A 23,235-nucleotide genomic window follows, 5' to 3' on the forward strand; every position below is an offset into this window, starting at 1 on the left:
GAGATATGGATGTTTAACTCAAATACGATAGATCAAGCTCCTTTCGATTCCTTTGAAGAGGCTAGTCGCTTTACTCTGAAGTATCTCCACAAAAAGTATGGTTTTGGTGCTTGGATGTTAACGAGAAAAAATGAAGAAGATTGGGTCATTTTGCAGGTCGAAAGTGATAAATATCAAATTAAAGAACTATCGACCCTAGTTTGGAGTGATTCTATTTGTAGCCGAATGGTGCAAGGCAAAGGACCTCGATGGACTCCTTCTGTACAAGCTGTTGAAGATTATAAGTTGGCACCTATAAACGAGCAGCTAAGTATTTGCTCTTATGTTGGTATACCTATCTGCTATCCTGATGGAAGGTTGTTTGGGACACTGTGTGCAATAGATACTGAAGTACATAAATCCATTCCATCTGATGGCCAACTAACGGTAGAGCTTATTTCAAAGCTTCTCTCTAGCTTGTTGTGCATGGAGATAGAGCGAAATGCCGCTGCGAGCAGACAAATGTACCAACTCCCCCGTCAGTTTAAAGACGCAGAAACTGGTTTTTTTAATAGGCTAGGTTGGTCTATATTTTTAGATAAAGAGCAGAGCGATGTTAGAACCGTTGGTGTACCAATATATATAATTGCAATTGATGCTTTGTGTATATTGGACGGCTACGATAGTGCTCACAAAAGTAACTTACACAACTTATGTGAAATATTACAAACCCACCAAAAAGGTGATAATTATGTAGCTAGGCTAAGTGATAGTGTATTTGCTATGCTAGTACATAATATCGATTCCATAGAGTTTAACTCACTCTACAGTGAGTTATGCAAAAAACTATCAGAAGCAGAACTTCAAGTTAAAATTGGGCATAAGAAGCATGTATATAATCAAAACTTAGACGATACTGTTGTTGAGGCGATAAAATTATCTCAATCAGAATAATGATAGACTCAGTATGTTATAACGGTGATAAACGGCATAAGCACATACTATAATAACATCTAATGTCGTATAGCTATTCTTCGATCGTGTCTAAGGGTTCAATATTAATAATAAATAAGCTAAAAACAATACTAAATGCACTGCTCCTTGCATGATATTAGTTCGTGCGCTGTTAAAAGTCATAATACACACTACTAGTGTTAAAAGTAATAGTACCATATGGTGCCATATCGAGCCCTAATATTAAGCTCTGCTCTGTAACGAGACTAACTGCTAGGACTGCTGGGAGAGTCAAACCGATTGTAGATAACGCAGAACCAAGCAAAAGATTTATTGAACGTTGGAGTTGGTTAGCTCGTTGTAGTGGTACGGTGAAGGACAATGAGGTGCTAGCTTACTTTTAGAAAGCTTGCACGTTCGTCCTGTGCCAAGGATAATGACCCTATCATTTTTTATTACTCTCAGCCCTACCATACTGATTTGTGTATATCGGAGAGTATGAGAAAATACAGTGTGTATATGAGTGTATATATGGAGACGTATGAACACTCTTTTCATGGTATATAAAGTTATTTAAAACAGAGGTTTACTAAGTTGTCATCCCATACGTCTGAAATATACAAAGAGTTTATGTTCGAAGCGGCACATCACTTGCCACATGTACCTGAAGGCCATAAGTGTGGTCGTTTGCATGGACACTCTTTCTTAGTTCGTCTTTATGTAGAAGGTGAGGTAGACCCGCATACTGGTTGGGTAGTGGATTTCGCTGAAATCAAAGCGGCATTCAAACCAATTTACAATCGTTTAGACCATTATTACCTGAACGACATTGAAGGTTTGGAGAATCCGACGAGCGAAGTGCTAGCAAAATGGATTTGGCAACAGCTTAAGCCAAGTTTACCGTTGCTAAGTAAAGTTGAAATCAAAGAGACGTGCACAGCCGGTTGTATTTACAAAGGTGAATAAGTCACTTTTTATTGAGCATTGAAGACAAAGGCAAGCCATGAGCTTGCCTTTGTTGTATCTGGATATTCCCTATTTTTTATACTTTTCTTGCTAGCTCAGTGGATGACGTAAAATCCACTCTTTTTCGTTCTCACCAAACGTTGTTTTCTCTGTATTGATGAATCCACACGCATCAAGAAAACTGATAGCGTATTGCTGACTCTGTGGCACAGTGACGCAAAGAGAGTTGCTTTCAGGGTCAATGGTATACGCGTAAACGAACAGTTTGCGTAACGCTTCACTCCCAACCCCTTGGCGTTGGAAACGTTGATCAACCATCAAGTACTTGAGCCCCAGTTCGTGCCTTTTGGCAAAGGGCGCATGTTGGGAGAAGCCTTTATCGATAACAAGATAGCCAACTAATAGATCGTCAGAATAAATCGTAAAGAACGCTTCAGACTTATTGCGTTTTTGATAAGCCACTTCAAACGGCGTAGAAAATCCTTTCTGCTCTTCCTGCACATCCAATTGCATCAAACTCGAAAAATCTTTCAGTTTGGTGGGTTTAATAGCAATCATCGTTCAACCACAAATTGGCGGCATATCCTCATGCCGCCACGAACTTTAATAGAGTATTCACTCTAGTTTAAGTAACTCACGAGGTTAAGAAAAGCTAGAAATGCAGAGGATAATAATAACCTTGGTGAATATAGGCACCTAATGTTGTGAGTAAGTGAGCGCTATCGGCGGTTTCTACGCCTTCAACAATGACGGTACACCGATACGTATTTCCCATGGCGATTAACTGACGCAACGTTTCCACTTTCTTATCGTCCGACTTTAAACCAATCACAAACTCCCGATCTATTTTCAAATAATCTGGATTGATTTTACTGATGAGCGACACGTTGTTGTTGCCAGTGCCAAAGTCATCGATACTGATTTTACAATCCAGTGCTTTTAGTTTCGCGACATTGCCATAAATCTCGGAGGTATAGTACATCGATGCATTTTCCGTGATTTCAATCGTCAGTAAACGACAATCTCGGTTAGATAGTTCTCTGTGTAGGATTGAAAAGTTGCGTCCTCGCAGCAAAGAAGGACAAATATTGATGCTGATAGGAATAGGCAACGCCTTGTGCTTAGTATAGATGGACTCTATCACCAGTAAGGTATGAGTAAGGAGCAGCCCATTGCGGATCAGTGTCTCAATAAACCGTTGCGTATTTTTTACCTTAAACCGCGAGAGCGCTTCGTAATGCACAATCTTTTGCGCTGAAGTGTCATAAATCGGCTCTAGTTTGATTTTAAATTGTCGAATTGCACACAAATAAGCCATAAAGGCTTGTAGGGAGCGATGACGCAGTATTATGAGAAACAGCAAGCTTAATAAAATGATGCTTTGAAACGGGCCAGAGATGTAATACACCTCTTTATAGCCGCTGTTCTTCACGTGATAGTTGAAAAAGCGTTCATTGGTGTTACCAATTTCTAAAGAGGTCCCTGTATTGGTTGATAGCTTCATGCCGGAAAGAAAAAAACGCGAAATATGATTTTCAACGTTGTCGGATAAGTTAATGTTTTTGACACGAACCAAAACGGTCGCGTTATTCAAGCCAAATGATTGGGTCGTATAATTGCTATTATTACTCCACTCTTCAAATGCTTTTTTGCTGACAGGGACAACGGTTTCGGGGGTGACTAAACACCGGATATTGAAACGGTCCAGCATCATGCTCGATTCCACCAGCTTTACATTATCAAAGAGCGACTTCAATTCTCTTTCATCAGCAAAGCAGCTCTTTTGGGAAAGGTTTTCTGCAATTTCGAAGGCGTTATCAAGATAATTATGTTTCACAATGCTGTTTATCGCGTAATAACAGATGACAAAGAAAATGATCGCTGTGATCAAGACGACCCACAGCGTATCTGAATAGATCTTTTTATTACGCAGACAAATACGAAGGGCTTTGCCAAGGCTGTTTGTTGTGTATTGATTGATCTTGTGTTGATGGTCGATGCCATTCTGATGGTTGTTTTGCATAGTAAAAGGGATGAAGTATCCGGTCCGGTGAATATTTTCGATAATATTTTTTTTTGTGGTTACGTGTTCTTCCGTGAGCTTGCGAAATTTCTTTCTTAGAGCGGCCACCGCGTTTTTAAAGCCATTTTCAGGCAGTGTCATTTTGTATTGTTGAGTGATTTTGCTTTCTATCAATCGCTGGCTAATTGGCGTATTTAAGCTGCCGTATTTGGCGATGGTTGACAGAATGGCGTACTCATTTGGGTTGACAGGAATGGAGTGGTGGAGTGATTGATTGAGCTCTAAAGATATTTCGTTTTCGGACAAGCAAACGCAGATTTGGTTTCCAATTTCAAACCTAATCATGTGTTGGTGTGCTCCAAGTTTAATTTTTGGCTACGTTATCAATAAAGCTAGGAGAGGGATGTGATTTTTTACGGGGATATCCATAATATTTGGATATATTCAAGGTTTTAGGTTTTTTTATGCTGGGCGTAGCAACCCATTATTCATAGTTAATGAGGTATAAAAAACCCGAGCAGCGGCTCGGGTTTCGTCGATATTCAGCAAGGCTTATTAACAGATAACTTTTACTGCTAGGCCGCCTTGAGAAGTCTCACGGTATTTCGCGTTCATGTCTTTACCTGTCTCTAGCATTGTTTCGATAACTTTATCTAGAGAAACAGTAGGAGCAGAAGAACGACGCAGTGCCATACGAGTTGAGTTGATTGCTTTTACAGCTGCAATACCATTACGCTCGATACATGGAACCTGAACCTGACCTGCAACCGGGTCACAAGTTAGACCTAGGTTGTGCTCCATCGCAATTTCAGCCGCCATACATACTTGCTCTGGACTACCACCCATAAGCTCAGCAAGGCCCGCTGCTGCCATAGAACATGCCACGCCAACTTCGCCCTGACAGCCAACTTCTGCACCAGAGATAGACGCGTTACGCTTGTAAAGACCGCCAATTGCACCAGAAGCTGCAAAGTAACGGATGTAGTCTTTCTCAGTTACGGTTTGGATAAACTTGTCATAGTAAGCCAGTACCGCAGGGATGATGCCACATGCACCGTTAGTCGGCGCAGTTACAACACGACCACCTGCTGCGTTCTCTTCGTTTACTGCAAAAGCAAACATGTTTACCCAGTCAACAACAGACATTGGATCGTTTGTTGTTTTTTCAGAAGTAAGCAGTTGCTGACGAAGTGCAGCTGCACGACGAGGCACGCGTAGTGGACCAGGCAGAATGCCTTCTTCGTTCATTCCGCGATCCATACATTCGCGCATTGTGCGCCAGATGTTTGCGAAGTAAGTACGAGTTTCTTCGTCAGAATGAAGCGCATGTTCATTTTTCATGGTTAGCGCACTGATAGACAGGCCGCTTTCATGACATTGCTTTACAAGCTCTTCTGCCGTTGTAAACGGGTAAGGAACTTTTACTGGGTTCTCAACTTCTTTACCGAAGTTTTCTTCATCAACGATGAAACCACCGCCGATGGAGTAGTAAGTTTTTGAGTACGCTTTTTCGTCATCAATCCAAGCGTGGATTTGCATGCCGTTTTCGTGTAACTCAAGGTTTGTTTTGTGGAAGTTCATTCCACCTTCACGTGGGAACGATACTGTGTGACAGTGCATGCCAACAGGAAGGCGTTCAGTTTCTTCTACGCGAGCGATAAAGCCCGGGATAGAATCGATATCAACTTTCTCAGGAGTGTTGCCTGCAAGACCCATGATGATAGCAATATCTGTGTGGTGACCTTTCCCTGTCAGTGATAGTGATCCATAAACGTCAACGGTGATTTTAGTGATGTCGCGCAGTTTTCCCATTGCACGAAGATCATCAATAAACTCTTTACCCGCTTTCATTGGGCCTACAGTGTGTGAGCTTGAAGGTCCAACACCGATTTTATAGATATCAAAAACACTAATCATATCGATTACCTCAGAAGAAAGCCTCCCAAGGGGAGTTGGGAGGCTTAATTTTATCGTTATATTTTTGGATTAATCATACCTTGCTAGGGCAGGGATGATTAAAGAGCGCCGTAGATTACAGAACTAATGGCAGCAAGACCACAGATTGCTGTGAAAATTTGCACAGGTGCTGAAGTTTTGTACTTAGCCATCGCTGGAACTTTTTGCATTGCGAAGATAGGCATCAAGAATAGGATTGCCGCAATCATCGGTGCGCCCATTGTTTCAATCATACCTAGGATGCTTGGGTTAACGATAGCAACGATCCAAGTTGTGATTACGATGAAGATAAGAGACATCTTCTCGATCTTGCTTATTGGCGATTTTGAACGAGATTTCACTAGACCAACTAGACCTTCATGCGCACCTAGGAAGTGGCCGAAGTAGCTAGAAGTGATAGCCGCGAAAGCAACCAGTGGACCTAAGTAAGAGATCAGTGGAGACTCATGAACGTTTGCTAGGTAAGAAAGAACAGAGATGTTTTGCTCTTGTGCTGTTGCTAGTTGCTCTGGAGACAGAGAAAGTACAACAGAGAAAACGAAGAACATTACAAAGCCCATTAGCATCATCGCTGCGCCACCAGTGATAGCGTCAGTTTTCTTAACTGCGTCATCACCGTATACACGACGTTGTTCTTTAGAGAACTGAGAAATGATTGGGCTGTGGTTGAAAGAGAACACGATAACAGGGATTGCTAGCCATACGATAGCTGGCATTGCACCCCAGTCAGGTGATACTTCCATCATTGAAGTGTTCCAACCAGGAATTAGGTACACAGACAGCGCTAGTAGGATGAACACTAGAGGGTAAACCATCGCTGAAGTTGCTTTCAGCATAAGCTCTTTACCAAACACTACGCCCGCTGTCATTGCAGCGATAAGTGCACCGGAAAGTAGCCAGCGAGGAATAGATTCCATACCCATTTGGTTAACTAGGAAAGAGTCAACCGTGTTTGTGATACCAACACCGTAGATAAGTACGATTGGGTAGATAGCGAAGAAGTAAGCGAACGTAATAAGGTTTGCGCCAGTCTTACCAAAGTGCTCTTCTACTGTGTCAGTGATGTCCGCTTCTGGGTTTTTCGCAGAAAGAACGAAGCGAGCTAAAGATTTGTGTGCGAACCAAGTCATTGGTGCTGCGATTAGGGCTAGGATTACTAATGGCCAAAAGCCACCTGCACCTGCTTTAATAGGAAGGAATAGTACACCGGCACCTACTGCCGTACCAAAAAGGGACAGACACCAGGTAAAGTCTTTGTAAGAAAACTTACTAGACGATTGTGCGGTAGAAACCGCAGAAGTAGTTGTATTCATTTTTTAGTTACTCATTTTGGGAACAGGAAATAAGTCGGGAGTAATTTTGCAAGATTTTACACTAGGAAAATTAGATCTAAATCATTTATTGCTTACGCTTATTGAATGATATGTCAAAAACCTGCTTTTTATCACGAAAATGATGTGCTACTCGTGATTTCTGCTAATGAATAAAATTAGAAAAACTTATCGATAGGGCTGTTTGTATAAATTTATTTCACCGCAAGCGTTTGCGGTGAAAACGGCAAATTAATCTAATGTGAATGAATGTTTATGAAGCAACGTTTTATTAATATTGATGCGCATGATGATCGCATCCATAAAAATACCGATATCAGAAGTTTTTAATGTGAAATGATATGTTTTTGCATCGATTCGATGATTTGTGCGGTCATGCCCCAGATGAAATGCTGTCTATATGGGATAGCAAATACACGATGACTGCTGTTTTTTAGGTCAAACTTGGTGCTGTACAATTTTGTCGGATTCAGAATGTGGTTAGCAGGAACTTCAAAAACAGACTCCACCTCATTTGGGTCAATATGCGTTTTATACTCAGGAGAAATAAAGGCCAAAAACGGTGTCACATTAAACTGACTAATCGTTGGCAATGTTGGAAGCTGGCCAAATACATGAATATGTTCATCTTCTATACCGACCTCTTCTTTGGTTTCTCTTAATGCCGTATTGATTAGATGATGATCTTCCTGCTCAAACTTACCGCCGGGGAAACTGATTTGTCCCGGATGATGACGCAAGTGCGCAGCTCGCTTTGTCAAAATGACCTGTAGCCCCTCCGGGCGTTCTACAAAACCAATTAAGACCGCTGCGTCTCGCAGTGATTTTCCTTTCATCCATTTCAGTCGCGCGAGGGACTCTTTGTGGTAACCCGTTGGAAGCCGAAATTGAAAGTTTTGCAGTAATTGAGTTTTGTCGATAACCAAACCAAATCCTTATTTATTGTACCTAACCATTATTTATTATACTCAATGGCCGCAAGAGGCGTGGTGCTATCGCCGTTGGTACGGTATTAAAGTATTAGTGCGGCAATACCAAAGCACGTCCATTGGTTCTTTCCCTGCTTTGTGTCGTGTGTCTCACTCTGCTTGGGTATAATAATTTGAAACTTATAAGGTTATAAACCATTCTTTATTTTAAGACGTCACTATGGGGCAAGTATTGACTAATGAAAGGGATTATTTTCACCGAGTTCATGGAGTTAGTGGAAGAGAAGTTTGGCCTCGATGTGTTAGACCAGGTGCTCGACCTTTCTAATGACGAAGGGATTTATACGGCGGTTGGTAGTTACGATCATAAAGACTTGGTTAAATTGATTGTGAATCTCAGTAAAGTATCTGGCATTCCACCTGAACAACTGCAAGAAGTATTTGGAGAGTGCGTTTTTTTGAATTTACTTCGCTCGATTCCTAGTCATGCCAGTTTGCAGCAGTGTGAAACGACATTTCAATTTGTTCGCCATGTTGAAGATTTTATTCATGTCGAGGTCAAAAAGCTCTACCCAGATGCTAATCCTCCTCAGTTTGATTTTATCAGCGAGACTCAATCAAACATGGTGTTTGATTATCGAAGTGCGCGGTGCATGTCTCACGTATGTTTAGGTCTAATAAAAGGCTGCGCAGCGCACTTTGGCGAAGTTATTCATATCAAACACCAAAACCAGTCAGAAGATGGTAGCCAGGTCCGCTTTTGGTTAGAGGCACAATAAGAACGATATGACAGGAAGTTCCTCGCTAGAAAGGAAACTCAAACGAGAAATCGAATCAAGAAAAGCAGCTGAGCGGTTATTGGAGCAGAAGAGCTTCGAACTTTATGAATCTACTCAACAGCTAAGTGTTGCTTTGAAAAAGCTTGAGTTGAAATCAAAAAAGGATTTACGCAAGTTTGAGTTCGAAGAGAAAGTTGACGCGACGCTGATTAAGTTTGGTCGAACTTTTTTGTCGAGCACCTTTGATGAAGCTATGATTGCCAGTTTTATTGAGCAGCTCACTTCGAACTCAATCATTTCTGCGGCTTACTTACATCTTGATTCCACAAAACTTTCTTCTTTGCGCCGACATCATTTTGGTCATTTACAGCTTCGCCATGAGAATACGATTAAGACTGTCCCCAATTGGCAAGGGGAGAACTTGCATTTGCCTATCATCATTGACAAGCAAACAGTAGGGGAGTTGATCTTCTCTGTTCAGTTGGATCAAATCGATCAGTCTTTTATTTCCAAACAGATGGAGCTGGTATCGGATTTGGTTCATGGGGTCATTGGCCGGCATTTGAGTTTAGAGCGAGAAGTGGAGCTGCGAAAGCGGGCAGAGGAATCGGAAAAAGCGACGAAAGAGTTTGTCGCCATGATTAACCACGAGTTGCGAACACCTCTTAATGGCGTGTTAGGTAGTGCTGAACTACTAAGTCGAACACAGTTAGGTGAAGAGCAACGCCATTACCTAAACAACTTGACTCAATCGGGAGACTTGTTGAGGGTCATCATTAACGATCTTCTCGACTTCAGCAAGATGAATGCCGGTATGATGGAAATCATCGATAAGGTCTTTGCTTGGGAAGAGCTTGAAAAAGCCATCATGGGCGTATTTTCAGCTAAAGCAGCAGAAAAGCGAATTCATTTCTCCATCGATAAAAAGCTCGGTATTCCCGAGTTTTTAGTTGGTGACTTAGAGCGAATTACACAGATCTTGGTCAACTTGGTGGGAAATGCTATTAAGTTTACTCATTTGGGTGGGGTGGTGCTGCGAGTGGAGTGGATAAACGGTATTGCGCATTTTGAGGTTGAAGACACGGGTATTGGCATCCCGATAGAAGCACAGCCCTCATTATTTGACCCATTTGTGCAAGTAGATCGCTCGGCGAAGCGCAGTTTTGAAGGCTCAGGTTTGGGCCTTGCGATTTGTAAAAATCTAGTGGATTTGATGCAGGGCGAGATTAGCTTTGAAAGTGAAGAACGCAAAGGTACCACCTTCAAAGTCTCTATTCCTCTAAAGGAGGGGCAAGCCCCAGGCGCAGCAGAGGGGGAATTAGCTACCATAGAGCGAAGTGATTTGGCAGGACGCTCAATATTGGTGGTTGATGACATCAGAATGAACCAAGTGATAGTTACTCAAATGCTGAAAAAACTCGACATTACACCTGATTTAAAAGCCAATGGGAAAGAAGCCTTAGAAGCGGTGAAAAACAAAGAGTACGAACTAATATTTATGGATTGCCGAATGCCAGAAATGGATGGTTATGAGGCGACGATGTATCTGAGAGAGAGTGGCTTTACTCATCCTATTATCGCATTAACCGCTGGCACTACTATCGAAGAGCGTCAAAAGTGCATTGATTCAGGCATGGACGACATCCTCACTAAACCGTACACCGCAACCGATATTGAACAGATTATGTGCAAGTGGCTCGAGCAGTAGACGTTGCCTCTTAAAAAAACGGACTCTTGTTAGCCAGCGGCTAAAAGCCAAAGTACCTGTAAATAAAACACACAAAAAACGCTCCACACTGGAGATAATGCCGATCATTTAACGATGTTTTTTGGGTCATTCTAGCGAGCCTTGGCGAGACTAAGAATCTATTAGCAGCACGCTGAGCGGATAATGAAACAAATTTGACCATAAAGTGCTCAGATAGAAGAGCCTGTATCACGTTCCTTCGTCGCGGTACAGGATGACGAGATACAGAAATATGCCACTCGCTGTTAAACGAGCGGCATTCTCAGTACTGGAGGCGTTTTAGCTTGTTTTCGTTAGCAGGATTCATAGACCGTTGCCATTTGGCGAAACCTACTATTGCAGCGCTGGCAAAATCTTTGAGAGCTTATCCAACGTTTCTTGATATTCAGAAGCGCAATCGCTATCCGCAACGACGCCGCCGCCTGCCCAAGCGTACAGTTTGTGATTCTCCGCTACGAGAGTGCGGATGGTGATGCTGGTATCCATACGACCATGGCGAGAAATGTAGCCAATACTGCCGCAATACGCGCTGCGTCGATGCGGCTCTAATTCTTCAATGATCTGCATTGCGCGAACTTTAGGTGCGCCGGTAATTGAACCGCCTGGAAAACACGCTCGCAGCAAATCCGCAGGAGAGTATTGCTCATCCAACGTCGCACGAATGGTGCTCACCAAGTGATGCACTGCGGGGAAGCTTTCAATCTCAAACAGCTTTGGCACGTGAACGCTCCCCGGTGACGCAACTCGACCAATGTCATTACGCAGCAAATCGACAATCATCAGGTTCTCTGCTTGATCTTTTTCCGCTGTCTGCAAGTCATGGGCATTAGCGTTATCTTGTTTTGGATCTTCGCTGCGTGGGCGAGTACCTTTGATTGGTTTCGTTTCAATGACGCGATCTTTGAGTTCTAAAAAGCGCTCTGGAGAGATACTCAAAATCGAAGACTCTGGCATACGGATAAAAGCGGAAAATGGCGCTTGGTTGGCGGACTCTAATTTTAGATACGCTTGCCACTCACAGCCTTGATACGGTGCGTTAAAACGTTGCGCCAAATTGATCTGATAGCAGTCACCGCTCAACAAGTATTCTTGCACTTTGTCAAAGCGAGTAGCGTAGCTCTCTTTCGTCATGTTTGACTGCCAATCACCAGACAGAGCGAAGTCTACGCTTTGCTCTGCTTCTTGCTCGTCTAACCATTGCCAAGCTTGCTCGATATTCTGACCGACTAGGCAGGCTTTTTTAAGCTTGTGGTCAACAACGACGGCCCATTCATACAGACCTACCGCCATATCCGGCGTGTTGAGGTCCTTTTCGGCCAGTTCTGGCATCGTTTCTACGCGTCGACCTAAATCGTAACTGAAGTAACCGAGCGCTCCGCCGACAAAAGGCAAATCCAATTCTTTATTTAACTCAACGTGAGGAAGCCACTGTTCTTGCAACTGATGAAGCAGCGCGAATGGGTCATCTTGAGTTGAATAGGCATTCGATGGTGTTTCAACTTGTGTGCTTTCGGCAGTGGTTTCTAACGTTGCAATTGGGTTGGCAACCAACATATCGAAGCGACTATCGATATGCGTTTCTGATGCAGAACGCAGCAACATCGCCCAAGGCTGGTGTTGAATGCGAGAAAAGAGGTGAAGAGCAAACTCTGGTGCATATTCCAGCGCTTTAAAATCAATGAATTGATTGTCCATGTTGTTCATTTGTGTAATTTGTGACAAAGAGATCGTTCACTGCATGGCATGTCATGGGCAGCAAGAGTATCATATTCCTCTGTATAGCCAAACTCCCTCTATTCATAGGGTTTTGAGATGGTTTACAAGTAGGCGACTTCAGCGTTTCGTGTGTCGATATCAGCCGTTCGACAATTGTTTATAAAAAACGAAGCTCAAAAGAGCAATAAGCTCAACAAACACGATTGAAGCCAAGCCAATAATGGAAGCATAACTATAACGAGGCATGTAATGACGGTAATACGCAAGCAGGATGTGATCAGCAGTGTCGCTGATGCGCTACAGTATATTTCTTACTACCACCCGCTAGACTTTGTTCAAGCTCTTGAAAAAGCCTATCACCGCGAAGAGAGCCAAGCCGCTAAAGACGCGATTGCTCAGATCCTAATTAACTCCCGAATGTCCGCAGAAGGTCACCGACCAATTTGTCAGGATACTGGTATCGTGACGTGTTTCGTCAACATCGGTATGGGCGTGCAATGGGACTCAACCGACATGACGGTTCAGCAGATGGTAGATGAAGGTGTTCGACAAGCGTATACGAATCCAGACAACCCGTTGCGTGCGTCAGTACTTATGGATCCTGCCGGTAAACGTATTAATACCAAAGACAACACGCCTGCTGTCGTACACATCAACATGGTTCCGGGCGATAAAGTTGAAATTCAGATCGCAGCGAAGGGCGGCGGTAGTGAAAACAAAACTAAGATGGTGATGCTAAACCCATCTGACGATATTGCTGAGTGGGTAGAGAAAACGCTACCAACAATGGGCGCGGGCTGGTGTCCACCAGGCATGCTTGGCATTGGTATTGGCGGTACGGCTGAAAAAGCAGCAGTATTGGCAAAAGAATCTCTAATGGAACACATCGATATTCAAGAGCTTATTGACCGTGGCCCGCAAAACGCAGAAGAAGAGCTTCGTCTTGATATCTTCAATCGCGTGAACAAACTTGGTATCGGCGCGCAAGGCCTTGGTGGTTTGACAACTGTTGTCGACGTTAAGATCAAAACGGCGCCAACGCACGCGGCTTCTAAGCCTGTTTGTTTGATCCCGAACTGTGCGGCGACTCGTCACGTGCACTTCACGCTTGACGGCAGCGGCCCAGCAGAGCTCACGCCACCTAAACTAGAAGATTGGCCAGACATTACTTGGGAAGCGGGAGAAAACACGCGTCGCGTAAACTTAGACACGATTACTAAAGAAGAAGTACAAGAGTGGAAGACAGGCGAAACCGTTCTTCTATCAGGTAAAATTCTGACTGGCCGTGATGCTGCGCATAAACGTATTCAAGGCATGCTAGATAATGGCGAAGGTCTACCAGAAGGCGTAGATCTAAACGGTAAGTTCATTTACTACGTAGGCCCTGTCGATGCAGTTGGTGATGAAGTCGTTGGTCCTGCTGGCCCAACAACATCAACGCGTATGGATAAATTCACCGATATGATGCTAGAAAAAACAGGTATCATGGGCATGATCGGTAAAGCTGAGCGTGGCCCTGCAACGGTTGAATCTATCAAGAATCACAAAGCGGTTTACCTAATGGCTGTCGGCGGTGCTGCGTACTTGGTTGCGAAAGCGATCAAGAAAGCTCGCGTTGTCGCATTTGAAGATTTAGGTATGGAAGCGATTTACGAATTTGAAGTTGAAGATATGCCAGTAACAGTGGCTGTAGACTCAAATGGCGTTAACGCGCACCAAATCGGTCCTGACACTTGGAAAGTGAAAATCCAAGAGATGGAAGCGTAAGGCAAACGGTAATCTTACATTGTCTCAGGAGAGAGAATGTGACAAGGTGCTGATTTACCTAGCAAACATTTGACAAAAGTGCAGCGAAAACTGCACTTTTTGTCTATATAATGTAGATATAAACCTCAGGGCATAGCAATCAAACGTTATGCGAACATTAATTAGGAGACGGCATGCCTCGTTTTATTCAGATTCTACAAATTATTCTTGCTGTAGTGGTAGGTGGCTTTGTTGGCTACGACTTGATCCTTCACGGCATCAGCATCTTTGATGAGAAGTACGTGACCATCACGTGTGTGTTGTGGTTGATTTTAGAAATCGCTCTATTTGTTATCTATAAGTTGATCGAAGACGACTAGGCTTAAAGAAAGCGGGTTCCTGTTTAACATAGTAATCAGCGCATATAGAGTTACTAATGCTGTAGATTAAGTAAGCCTCTGAACCACTCAGGGGCTTTTCTTTTTTTAATACAGCATTAAGCCGGATGTTTTGTTCATCTTTTATTAAGGTATATAAAGTTAAACTCATAGAATTCGGGATAGAACAGTATTCATAGATCGAAATTCGAAGTCGCTGACAACGTTGTTTTAAAGTGGAGTAAGATAAAGAAGCGTAATGAAGAGAATAAAGAAAGAAGTTAATGACTTTATCAACAGAGGTATGGACTCCAATGTTCGAATTGCCGTCACCGGACTTTCTCGTGCCGGTAAGACGGCATTTATCACGTCATTAGTGAATCAGCTCCTCCATACCGCTACCCATGATAATTTGCCTCTTTTGACTGCAGCCAGAGATAAGCGTCTTATTGGAGCGAAGCGTGAACCTCAAGCGAATATGATGGTGCCACGTTTCGCTTACGACGAAGCGATGAGCCAGATCCATGCGACCCCACCTCAATGGCCAGTACCAACACGGGATGTGAGTGAGATTCGCTTAGCGCTCAAGTACAAACCAAATAAAACGACTAAAAAGCTGTTGAGTAAAGCCGCAATTTTAAATGTTGATATTATCGACTATCCAGGAGAGTGGCTGCTCGATCTGCCTTTATTGGATATGGACTTTGCGACGTGGTCGCAAACTCAGTTTGATGCACTTAAAGGCCAGCGTGGCGATTTAGCCAAAGCTTGGCTGTCTGAATTAGAAAAGGTGGATCTTTCTGCTGAAGTGAACGAGAAACTACTCGAGAAAGTTGCGCACACATATACCGAGTACCTTCATGCCTGTAAAGGCGCAGGTCTTCATTGGGTACAACCAGGAAGATTTGTATTACCTGGTGAGCTCGCAGGCGCGCCAGTGCTACAGTTTTTCCCGTGTCGTGCTGATTCGGAAAGCAAGGCGCTTAAGGGCAGCAACTTGGCGATGCTCGAAGCGCGTTTTCAGGAATACCAACAGAAAGTAGTGAAAGCGTTTTATAAGCATCATTTTGCGACCTTCGATCGCCAGATTGTACTTGTGGATTGCTTGCAGCCTCTCAATGCCGGCGATGAAGCGTTTTACGACATGCGCCAAGCGCTAGAGCAGATCATGCATAGCTTTCGTTATGGTCGCAGTAGCTTTTTACGTCGTTTGTTCTCACCAAAAATCGACAAAGTGCTGTTTGCTGCCACAAAAGCGGATCACATAACGCCCGATCAGCATCCCAATTTAGTGTCTTTGCTACAACAAATGGTGCATCCAGCGTGGCAAACCGCAGCCTACGAGAATATCGAGATGAGTTGCATGAGTATCGCTTCTATCCAATCAACCACGACGGGATTTATTTCTTCTGGAGATAAGACGATTCCGGCGTTACAGGGTACGACGTTGGATGGTGAGCCGATGACGATGTTCCCGGGAGAAGTGCCGAAAAAACTACCAAATGCGGCTTATTGGCAAAACAACGGGTTTGATTTTACGTCATTCCGTCCAATGCCCTCACCGAATGATGAGCCAGTGAAGCACATACGCTTAGACAAAGCACTGGATTACCTGATTGGAGATAAATTGAAATGAGTGAGTTGAAGCAAAAACAAGTTTTCTCTGAAAAGGCGATGGAAAAAGAGCAGCAATCGAATCAACCGGAGTTGACGGCGCAGCAAACATTCGGCGAAAAAGAAACATTCGTACCTGTTGAAGTTAAAGAAGAGCGCCAGGAGACCGAACAGGAATTGCAACTCGAGCATGTCATTCGTCCAAAACCGGGCAGAAAATGGCTTGCGACTGGCGCATTTGCCACCTTTGCTGGTTTGGTTGGCTGGCAAGCGGTGGACTCGGTTATAACCGCAATTCAAACTTCTGATTGGCTGGCTTTAAGCTGGACGGGGTTTATTGCTGCGATCGCTTCGCTTGGTTTAGGGGCGATGGGTAAAGAGCTTTGGAAACTGCGCAAACTACGAAATCATTTTAGTGTTCAAGAAGAAGCCGAAGCACTTGTTAATAGTGAGAGTGTGGGGAAAGGGAAAGCCTTTTGCGAAACAGTGGCAGAACAAAGTGGCGTGATGGCAGAGAACCCGGGCTTTGATCGTTGGCAGAACAGCATTAACCCAGCTCATAGTGATGCTGAAATCCTTGATATGTATGACTCGATGGTTGTGAGCCAACAAGACAAGTTGGCAACGAAAATCGTATCGCAGCACGCAACCGAGTGTGCGGCCCTAGTTGCTGTGAGCCCTCTGGCTGCCGCTGATATGTTGCTGGTGGCGTGGAGAAATTTCAAAATGATCGACAACCTCTCCAAAGTATATGGGGTAGAGCTAGGTTACGCCTCTCGCATCAAGCTACTAAAAGCGGTATTTGTCAATATGGCGGCGGCTGGTGCCAGTGAGCTAGCTATTGATGCCAGTATGGACTTGATGTCGATGGACCTTGCTGGCAAAGTCTCTGCTCGTGCGGGGCAGGGGCTAGGTGTTGGTATTCTAACGGCACGTTTGGGCTTGAAAGCGATGACCTTATTGCGTCCACTACCATGGTATCCTGACCGTCAGGTTAAATTGGGCACCATACGCAAGGCTGTGGCGGCGAAAGTTGCATCAATTACGATGAAACCGTAACGAATATCAACTTTGATGGATAGGATTGCTTGACGCCATTCCAAGCATGATAGAAACTACTGTCAACTTTTCCTGACAGTCGTGAATTGGGATATTTTCAGTGCGTCTTGAAGTCTTATGTGAAGATCGACTCGGCTTGACCCGAGAACTGCTCGATATTTTAGCGTCTAAAAGCATCGACTTGCGTGGTATCGAAATCGATATTAGCGGTATTATCTATTTGAATTGCCCAGATATTGATTTTGATACGTTTAGTGAGCTGATGGCTGAAATCCGCCGTATCCCGGGGGTGAAAGACGTACGTAAAATCCAGTTTATGCCGATGGAGCGCCACAATACGGAGCTGCTCTCGCTAGTTGATAACTTGCCCGATCCGGTCTTTGCCATCGACCTTAAAGGTGCCGTAGACATGGCAAACATGTCTGCACTTTCATTGCTTGGTCTTCACAAGCAAGAAGTAATTGGTACTCAAATCGGTGCTTTGTTACCAAGTGTTCGTTTCTCTCGTTGGTCTGAAGGTGTGAATGGCAGAACGCGGGAAAACCTTGTGATTGATGGCTTGGACTATGTTCTTGAGTTGATGCCAGTTTATATCCGAGACGAAGCGCAAAACTCCACTCTAGCGAGTACACTGATGACGATTCGCTCTAGTCAGCAAGTTGCCAGAATTGAAGAATCGCTACCGCTGCATAATCCTCTGGGTTTTGAGCACTTTGTTGGAATATCGAATCGTCATAAAGCGCTAATGAACCAAGCGAAGAAGCTGTCTGTGCTTGACCAGCCACTGTTGATTGAGGGCGAAACGGGGACCGGTAAAGAAATGCTTGCTAAAGCTTGCCACAGCCGTTCTAGTCGTGCGAGCAAGCCATTCTTAGTTTTGAGTTGTGCTTCGATGCCTGACGATGTAGCAGAAACCGAACTTTTTGGTCATGCGCCGGGTTCATTTAATCATGAACAAGGTCACAAAGGCATCTTTGAGCAAGCAAATGGCGGTACGGTATTTCTTGATGAAATCGGTGAAATGAGCTCGCATCTTCAAATCAAGCTGTTACGTTTTCTACAGGATGGTAATTTCCGTCGTGTTGGTGCAGAAGATGAGATGCATGTCGATGTTCGCATCATCGCTTCAACAAAACATAACCTTGCCGAGCTTTCTGAAGCGGGTATGTTCCGTGAAGATTTGTATTATCGTCTCAACGTACTTACGCTGAGCATTCCTCCGTTACGTAAGCGCTCAAACGACGTTGCACCATTGCTTGAGTTGTTTGTGGCAAAACATGCTCAACAGCTTGGGATTGATAAGCCAGAGTTTGATGATGGTCTAGTTGATGCCCTTGCAAATTATCAGTGGCCAGGAAACATGCGCCAGCTGGATAACATGGTTCTTCGAGCGCTCACAGAAATGGATGGTGGTATACTAAACGCGGATCACTTCAATTTACCTCAGCCTCAATCAGTCGGCGCTGGTAGTGCGACTCTTAACATCGACGGTTCATTGGATGAGATCATGCGTGATTATGAATCTCAAGTTCTGGAACGTTTGTATCAGTCATTCCCATCAAGCCGCAAGCTTGCTAAGCGCTTAAATGTATCGCATACCTCAATCGCTAATAAACTGCGTGATTACGGTATACGTAAGAATTAATCGAATTGAACGAAAAGACGGAATTAATCATTTGTAATGGAAGATAACAGCTCATCTATCGCCGTTCATAAGTTGGACGGTGACTTGCTTCTGCGTACTGCTGAAATCGGTGACGCAGATATGATTGCCGAGTATTTTCAAGCGAACCGAGAATATCTGAAACCATTTGAACCGAAACGTGAAGAAGCTTTTTTCTCAGTGAACGGTTGGTTGCAAAAGCTTATCAAGCTCAATGAGCTGCATCGAATGGGGTTGGGGTATTATTGCCTCTTGGTCAGAGCCTCTTCGGGTGAAATGCTAGGTACGATATCCTTTAGTAATTTGAGTCGTTTCCCTTTTTATTCTTGTAACGTCGGATACTCTCTCGCTGAAAAAGCGCAAGGGCATGGTTATATGCGTCGTGGATTAACCATGGCTTGCGACTACATGTTTAACGTGCAGAAGTTACATCGTATTCAAGCCGGCTACATGCCTCACAACAAACGTAGTGAAGCTGTGCTAGAGCATGTAGGGTTCAACCGAGAAGGGTATGCAAAAGATTACCTTTTGATTAATGGTGAATGGCAAGACCACGTTCTAACGTCACTTATTAATCCGAATTGGCAACCAGAAGGGCGATAGTATGGAGCGATTGGAAAAGCAATTAGCACTTGTAATCGAGCTCGATAAACTCAAAAGTATTTTGCGCCGAACCCGAGTTAAAAGTGCTGAAGGGCGTCTCGAAAATAGTGGTGAGCATAGTTGGCATGTCGCACTGATGGCAATATTGATGGAAGAGCATGCAAATGCACCTGTTGATATTTGCCGAGTGATGAAAATGTTATTGATACATGACGTAGTAGAGATCGACGCGGGGGATACCTTTGTTTATGATACTGCCGCGTCTCAAGAGCAGGCAGAAAAAGAAATTAGAGCGGCAGAACGCTTGTTTGGTATGTTACCCAGCGATCAGGAGCAAGAGTTATTGGCGCTTTGGCATGAATTTGAAGCCGCGCAGACCGATGATGCTAAGTATGCAAAAGCACTCGATCGGTTAATTCCAATGCTCTTGAACTACCATAATAATGGTCAGAGTTGGAAGGAGCATGGCGTTTCTCGTGAACAAGCACTTACCATTAATAAACGAATTGAATTTGGCTCTGTTACCTTATGGGGCAAAGCGAAAGAGTTGATAGAAGAAGCCACAGAGAAAGGTTGGCTGAAATCGTAATAAAGGAGACTGAATGTCTTATTTGCCTTTGGATGAATACCAGAGAAAATGGATTTTTACGCATCAGTCGATGCCTGTGCCAAAAGAAGATTTGGCTTTTATTAAGCCGATGAGCCAAGCTCGTTCAGCACAATTTTGGAAAGAAAATATTAGTGCTCAAAGCCCCGATATGGATCGACTTAGCTCCCAAGATTGGCCAATGAATGAGGCGAACTGGTCTGAAGTCGTTGATTGGATGGCTGCGTGGGAGTTGGATGATCCGGACATGCCAGCGGAAGTAGAAGCACATATCGATTGGCAAGACGATGTAACCGTTTACTTTTGCTACGAGAAGTACAATGTCATCGAAACTAAGTGGTCGATTTTTAAAAAGCATTGGAAGAACTTTCTCTTTTATGATGATGGTCCAATATTGATTGGACGTCGCCGTTCACAAGCGCTTTGGTTTGATTCAAAAGGCAATGTGAAACTCGGTGTTCGTCAATAGCGAGTTATACAGCAAGCCACCTTTTCGAGGTGGCTTTGTTTTTCTAAAGGCTGGATAATGGACTCAACACGCCGCCAGCCCCGCGCTCGATAACGTGAGTATAGATTTGGGTGGTTTTTACATCGGTGTGACCAAGCTGCTCTTGTACTGTTCTAATGTCAGCACCAGACTCCAATAAATGCGTGGCAAAGCTGTGCCTGAGTGTATGGCATGTTACTGTTTTCTCGATACACGCATCCGTTGCAGCGCGCTTTACCGCTCTTTGTATTGCACTTTCATTGATATGATGCCTTCTGAGCTCTCCGGTGTCCCGATCTGTACTTAACTTTGTTGATGGGAATAAAAAGTGCCAGTTAAAATCTAGCTCCGCTTTTGGGTATTTACGTCGTAAACCTTCAGAGATGTATACGCCCGCATAACCACGCATGTGCCTATCTTTAAAATAGTAATCTCTTGCTAAGTTAACCTGAGCTTTAAGCGGCTCATGTAACTCTTTTGCTAACGTTACGGTACGATTTTTACCTCCTTTTCCTTGCCAAACACGAACTGCGCCATAATCATAATCGATGTCCTGAACTCTTAAGCGTAAACACTCCATGACTCGAAGCCCTGAGCCATAAAGCAGCTGAATATGGAGTTTATACTTCGGGTCGATATGTTGAACGAATCGTCGGATCTCCTCCCTAGTTAATACAACGGGAAGTTTCTTTTCGGTCAGGGATTTCTGAAATCTCATATCAAGTGATAGTGGAGTTTTGAAATAATCACGATATAAAAATGATATTGAGTTCAGTGCCAAAGCTTGCGTTTTTACCGCAACTTTTTCTTTTACCGCTAAGTAACTCAGGAACTGAACGACATCATCTTCTGCTAGTGTCGAAGGGTGGGCAAGCTGGTGGAAAGTGATAAAGCGTTTTATCCAAAATAGATAACTTTCGATGGTTTTATTCGCATAATGACGAGTAAGCATGTGCTCTTTTACACTAAGTAAAAACTGACTTTTCATGATAAAAATAACCTGTTTATTTATACAGTCTCCTTAATCTATCACCTCTTTTGTAATTAGCGTGTATTGCGCCGTCTAATTGCGCGCGCGACCACACATATTCATACTGTTTTTCTATTTGTTTCATGTATATAGGTGCTACGATTCATAGCGCTTTTGATCAGAAAGAGGGCGGTAGCTTGCCAGAAAGGAGGCAAATTGCCGTATAGAAAGCGTTAGCCCTCAAAGGTCAAATATGGATATTTACCCAGAAATAGAGTTATCTAAAGAGCAGCATAATTCAATTGAAGTTCTCAGAAACAAGTCATTTCCTGAACATCAAGTAACTCGTTCTTACTATAAGCAACTCCCCCATATGAGAGCTTTAAAGTACAGAGATGATCAACTGGTTGGTTACATGGGACTGGACTACAGAGTTGTCAGCGTCGGCGATGAAATTTATAAAGTATTGGGCGTTAGTGACTTCTGTGTTGAACAATCATCTCAAAGAAATGGTATTGGTACTGCCATGTTGTCTCAACTCAGCGAGTATGCTTCAAGCAAAGACGTCGACTTTATTATTCTAATCTCCGATTTAGATGCTTTTTATACGGCTAATGGTTATCTTCGTCTTAGTTCTTTAAGCTCTTGGTTGCGAATACATGAACATAAGAATTACGGCGTTGCAGTTGATCAAGTTGATGATTTGTATGTTAAACCGATTAGCGGTAAAACTTGGGCAGTTGGTCATATAGACTGGTTAGGTTATATATACTAGTCGGGTATCGGGCTAACAAATTGTTCAAGAGGGATTCAGCACGCGTGGCATTTTTACTATGCGTTGGTTTTAGTGATTAAGGCGGTATGCGGTAGCATCGGTGTTGCGTGCTTCACCCCTTAACAAGGCGTTATGCATATGAGGGAAAAATGGAAGACGATTTCGATATATATCCTACAAACGAAGCCTTTTATATCGAGTGTTTGTATGGTCATACAAACTCAGCTTTGGACTCCGTTTATAAAGTAGGAGAGTGGATTCGACTTGTTGTCGAAAATGACGAGAAAGCTCATGAGCTTGCTCCAGAAGTACTGTTTCAAGAATTACAAAACATTATTCAGCAAGCCGCTTCTATTTCGAAGTATTTTTGGTCTATACGTAAAGGCACCAAAGGCGTACATAAAAAGAGAAGTAGAAAACTAAGGCAATCACTACGTATCAGTGAAGATAGTGCATTGAAAAGTCGAGAACTAAGGGATCATTTAGAGCACTTTGACGAGAAATTGGACTGTTATCTTACCCAAAATCATGTTGGACAGTTTATTCCATTGGATATTGCAGCAGAGCCACCAAAATCGGACGTGCCACTTCATATTTTCAGAGGTTTTTACATTAACCCAAGAATTTTTGTATTGCTTGGCAATAGATACGAACTAACCCCAATAGTTGCAGAATTAGAATTTGTTCATACTCAACTATCTAATTGCATTAAAAATGGTTATCGACTGCCGACAGAATATGCATAACAATCTGTTTAAGAGTGATTCGCAACGCTTGGCATTTTCACTATGCGTTGCGTTTGGTGTTTAAGGTGGTATGCAGGAGCTTCGGTATTGCGTTGCTCACACCTTAACAGGGCGTTAGTACGGGTTTGACATCAAAGGTCATAAGTTTTTGTGTTTATCTGTTTTGGCGCTCGTGTTTACACCTTTCAGTTAGTGGCTTTCACGTTCT

General features: G+C 43.4%; 21 protein-coding genes. 14 read left to right on the forward strand and 7 right to left on the reverse strand.

The genetic code is table 11. The features are described from left to right. Positions 1-9: 9 nt before the first annotated feature. On the forward strand, positions 10-933 hold the full coding sequence (locus tag FKN16_RS14735; RefSeq protein WP_104971889.1) for a hypothetical protein: 924 nt from the start codon (positions 10-12) through the stop codon (positions 931-933). Positions 934-1,527: 594 nt separating this feature from the next. Then, on the forward strand, positions 1,528-1,899 hold the full coding sequence (gene queD / locus FKN16_RS14740) for a 6-carboxytetrahydropterin synthase QueD (protein WP_170903008.1): 372 nt from the start codon (positions 1,528-1,530) through the stop codon (positions 1,897-1,899). A 90-nt stretch (positions 1,900-1,989) separates the two neighbouring features. Here queD and FKN16_RS14745 read toward each other — a convergent pair whose 3' ends face one another. From FKN16_RS14745 to FKN16_RS14765, 5 genes are all read right to left on the reverse strand, one after another. Further along, positions 1,990-2,457, reverse strand: coding sequence for a GNAT family N-acetyltransferase (locus FKN16_RS14745; protein WP_065646580.1), 468 nt, complete (start codon positions 2,455-2,457; stop codon positions 1,990-1,992). Positions 2,458-2,551: 94 nt separating this feature from the next. Then, the gene (locus tag FKN16_RS14750; protein WP_104971878.1) at positions 2,552-4,267 is read right to left on the reverse strand and encodes an EAL domain-containing protein; all 1,716 of its coding nucleotides are present in this window, start codon (positions 4,265-4,267) and stop codon (positions 2,552-2,554) included. A gap of 210 nt (positions 4,268-4,477) precedes the next feature. Then, positions 4,478-5,839, reverse strand: coding sequence for an L-serine ammonia-lyase (locus FKN16_RS14755; protein WP_005396900.1), 1,362 nt, complete (start codon positions 5,837-5,839; stop codon positions 4,478-4,480). 98 nt (positions 5,840-5,937) lie between these two features. Further along, entirely contained in the window at positions 5,938-7,191 is a 1,254-nt protein-coding gene (locus FKN16_RS14760) for an aromatic amino acid transport family protein (RefSeq protein ID WP_170903009.1), read from the reverse strand. 344 nt (positions 7,192-7,535) lie between these two features. Further along, complete coding sequence (locus FKN16_RS14765; protein ID WP_046876183.1) at positions 7,536-8,135, reverse strand: CoA pyrophosphatase; 600 nt, start codon at positions 8,133-8,135, stop codon at positions 7,536-7,538. A 242-nt stretch (positions 8,136-8,377) separates the two neighbouring features. Between FKN16_RS14765 and FKN16_RS14770 the strand changes: the two genes are divergently transcribed. After that, a complete protein-coding gene (locus FKN16_RS14770) occupies positions 8,378-8,917 on the forward strand; it encodes a heme NO-binding domain-containing protein (protein ID WP_012841652.1) in 540 nt (179 codons plus the stop codon). Between the two features lie 7 nt (positions 8,918-8,924). Next, positions 8,925-10,625 (forward strand): ATP-binding protein, encoded by a 1,701-nt coding sequence (locus FKN16_RS14775; RefSeq protein WP_170903010.1) that lies wholly within the window; start codon positions 8,925-8,927, stop codon positions 10,623-10,625. Between the two features lie 372 nt (positions 10,626-10,997). Here FKN16_RS14775 and pabB read toward each other — a convergent pair whose 3' ends face one another. Beyond that, positions 10,998-12,359: an aminodeoxychorismate synthase component I gene (pabB, locus tag FKN16_RS14780; protein ID WP_170903011.1), complete on the reverse strand. Its 1,362-nt coding sequence runs from the start codon at positions 12,357-12,359 to the stop codon at positions 10,998-11,000. 270 nt (positions 12,360-12,629) lie between these two features. On the opposite strand from pabB, the gene FKN16_RS14785 reads away from it, so the two are divergent. The 8 genes from FKN16_RS14785 (at position 12,630) to FKN16_RS14820 (ending at position 20,518) form a co-directional block, all read left to right on the forward strand. Beyond that, positions 12,630-14,147 carry a fumarate hydratase gene (locus FKN16_RS14785; RefSeq protein WP_005376905.1) on the forward strand — a complete coding sequence of 506 codons (1,518 nt, stop codon included), beginning with the start codon at positions 12,630-12,632 and terminating at the stop codon, positions 14,145-14,147. 173 nt (positions 14,148-14,320) lie between these two features. Further along, positions 14,321-14,506 (forward strand): hypothetical protein, encoded by a 186-nt coding sequence (locus FKN16_RS14790; RefSeq protein ID WP_012841654.1) that lies wholly within the window; start codon positions 14,321-14,323, stop codon positions 14,504-14,506. Between the two features lie 256 nt (positions 14,507-14,762). Beyond that, a complete protein-coding gene (locus FKN16_RS14795; RefSeq protein ID WP_170903012.1) occupies positions 14,763-16,139 on the forward strand; it encodes a YcjX family protein in 1,377 nt (458 codons plus the stop codon). Further along, entirely contained in the window at positions 16,136-17,176 is a 1,041-nt protein-coding gene (locus tag FKN16_RS14800; protein WP_046876179.1) for a TIGR01620 family protein, read from the forward strand. Before FKN16_RS14795 ends, FKN16_RS14800 begins: the two co-directional genes overlap by 4 nt. Positions 17,177-17,276: 100 nt before the next feature. Continuing rightward, on the forward strand, positions 17,277-18,821 hold the full coding sequence (gene tyrR / locus FKN16_RS14805; RefSeq protein WP_047009953.1) for a transcriptional regulator TyrR: 1,545 nt from the start codon (positions 17,277-17,279) through the stop codon (positions 18,819-18,821). Positions 18,822-18,857: 36 nt separating this feature from the next. Beyond that, entirely contained in the window at positions 18,858-19,442 is a 585-nt protein-coding gene (gene rimJ / locus FKN16_RS14810) for a ribosomal protein S5-alanine N-acetyltransferase (protein WP_005396929.1), read from the forward strand. Position 19,443: 1 nt separating this feature from the next. Then, complete coding sequence (locus tag FKN16_RS14815; RefSeq protein ID WP_170903013.1) at positions 19,444-20,031, forward strand: HD domain-containing protein; 588 nt, start codon at positions 19,444-19,446, stop codon at positions 20,029-20,031. 13 nt (positions 20,032-20,044) lie between these two features. After that, positions 20,045-20,518: a DUF2947 domain-containing protein gene (locus tag FKN16_RS14820; RefSeq protein WP_046876177.1), complete on the forward strand. Its 474-nt coding sequence runs from the start codon at positions 20,045-20,047 to the stop codon at positions 20,516-20,518. A gap of 43 nt (positions 20,519-20,561) precedes the next feature. On the opposite strand, the gene FKN16_RS14825 is transcribed toward FKN16_RS14820, so the two are convergent. After that, a complete protein-coding gene (locus FKN16_RS14825; protein WP_170903014.1) occupies positions 20,562-21,524 on the reverse strand; it encodes an integron integrase in 963 nt (320 codons plus the stop codon). A gap of 235 nt (positions 21,525-21,759) precedes the next feature. Between FKN16_RS14825 and FKN16_RS14830 the strand changes: the two genes are divergently transcribed. Together FKN16_RS14830 and FKN16_RS14840 are read left to right on the forward strand one after the other, a co-directional pair. Beyond that, complete coding sequence (locus FKN16_RS14830) at positions 21,760-22,281, forward strand: GNAT family N-acetyltransferase (protein ID WP_170903015.1); 522 nt, start codon at positions 21,760-21,762, stop codon at positions 22,279-22,281. Between the two features lie 149 nt (positions 22,282-22,430). Continuing rightward, on the forward strand, positions 22,431-23,027 hold the full coding sequence (locus FKN16_RS14840) for a hypothetical protein (protein ID WP_170903016.1): 597 nt from the start codon (positions 22,431-22,433) through the stop codon (positions 23,025-23,027). The last annotated feature ends 208 nt before the right edge of the window (positions 23,028-23,235 follow it).

This window comes from Vibrio sp. 11-4(1) (assembly GCF_013048625.1).
Taxonomy (GTDB): domain Bacteria; phylum Pseudomonadota; class Gammaproteobacteria; order Enterobacterales; family Vibrionaceae; genus Vibrio; species Vibrio diabolicus.

Bases quoted from the DNA above. Each gene is read 5' to 3' on its own strand.
- FKN16_RS14735 (WP_104971889.1), top strand. From the start codon at position 10: ATGTTTAACTCAAATACGATAGATCAAGCTCCTTTCGATTCCTTTGAA.
- FKN16_RS14745 (WP_065646580.1), bottom strand. From the start codon at position 2,457: ATGATTGCTATTAAACCCACCAAACTGAAAGATTTTTCGAGTTTGATG.
- FKN16_RS14750 (WP_104971878.1), bottom strand. From the start codon at position 4,267: ATGATTAGGTTTGAAATTGGAAACCAAATCTGCGTTTGCTTGTCCGAA.
- FKN16_RS14755 (WP_005396900.1), bottom strand. From the start codon at position 5,839: ATGATTAGTGTTTTTGATATCTATAAAATCGGTGTTGGACCTTCAAGC.
- FKN16_RS14760 (WP_170903009.1), bottom strand. From the start codon at position 7,191: ATGAATACAACTACTTCTGCGGTTTCTACCGCACAATCGTCTAGTAAG.
- FKN16_RS14770 (WP_012841652.1), top strand. From the start codon at position 8,378: ATGAAAGGGATTATTTTCACCGAGTTCATGGAGTTAGTGGAAGAGAAG.
- FKN16_RS14775 (WP_170903010.1), top strand. From the start codon at position 8,925: ATGACAGGAAGTTCCTCGCTAGAAAGGAAACTCAAACGAGAAATCGAA.
- pabB (WP_170903011.1), bottom strand. From the start codon at position 12,359: ATGGACAATCAATTCATTGATTTTAAAGCGCTGGAATATGCACCAGAG.
- FKN16_RS14785 (WP_005376905.1), top strand. From the start codon at position 12,630: ATGACGGTAATACGCAAGCAGGATGTGATCAGCAGTGTCGCTGATGCG.
- FKN16_RS14790 (WP_012841654.1), top strand. From the start codon at position 14,321: ATGCCTCGTTTTATTCAGATTCTACAAATTATTCTTGCTGTAGTGGTA.
- FKN16_RS14795 (WP_170903012.1), top strand. From the start codon at position 14,763: ATGAAGAGAATAAAGAAAGAAGTTAATGACTTTATCAACAGAGGTATG.
- FKN16_RS14800 (WP_046876179.1), top strand. From the start codon at position 16,136: ATGAGTGAGTTGAAGCAAAAACAAGTTTTCTCTGAAAAGGCGATGGAA.
- rimJ (WP_005396929.1), top strand. From the start codon at position 18,858: ATGGAAGATAACAGCTCATCTATCGCCGTTCATAAGTTGGACGGTGAC.
- FKN16_RS14815 (WP_170903013.1), top strand. From the start codon at position 19,444: ATGGAGCGATTGGAAAAGCAATTAGCACTTGTAATCGAGCTCGATAAA.
- FKN16_RS14820 (WP_046876177.1), top strand. From the start codon at position 20,045: ATGTCTTATTTGCCTTTGGATGAATACCAGAGAAAATGGATTTTTACG.
- FKN16_RS14825 (WP_170903014.1), bottom strand. From the start codon at position 21,524: ATGAAAAGTCAGTTTTTACTTAGTGTAAAAGAGCACATGCTTACTCGT.
- FKN16_RS14830 (WP_170903015.1), top strand. From the start codon at position 21,760: ATGGATATTTACCCAGAAATAGAGTTATCTAAAGAGCAGCATAATTCA.
- FKN16_RS14840 (WP_170903016.1), top strand. From the start codon at position 22,431: ATGGAAGACGATTTCGATATATATCCTACAAACGAAGCCTTTTATATC.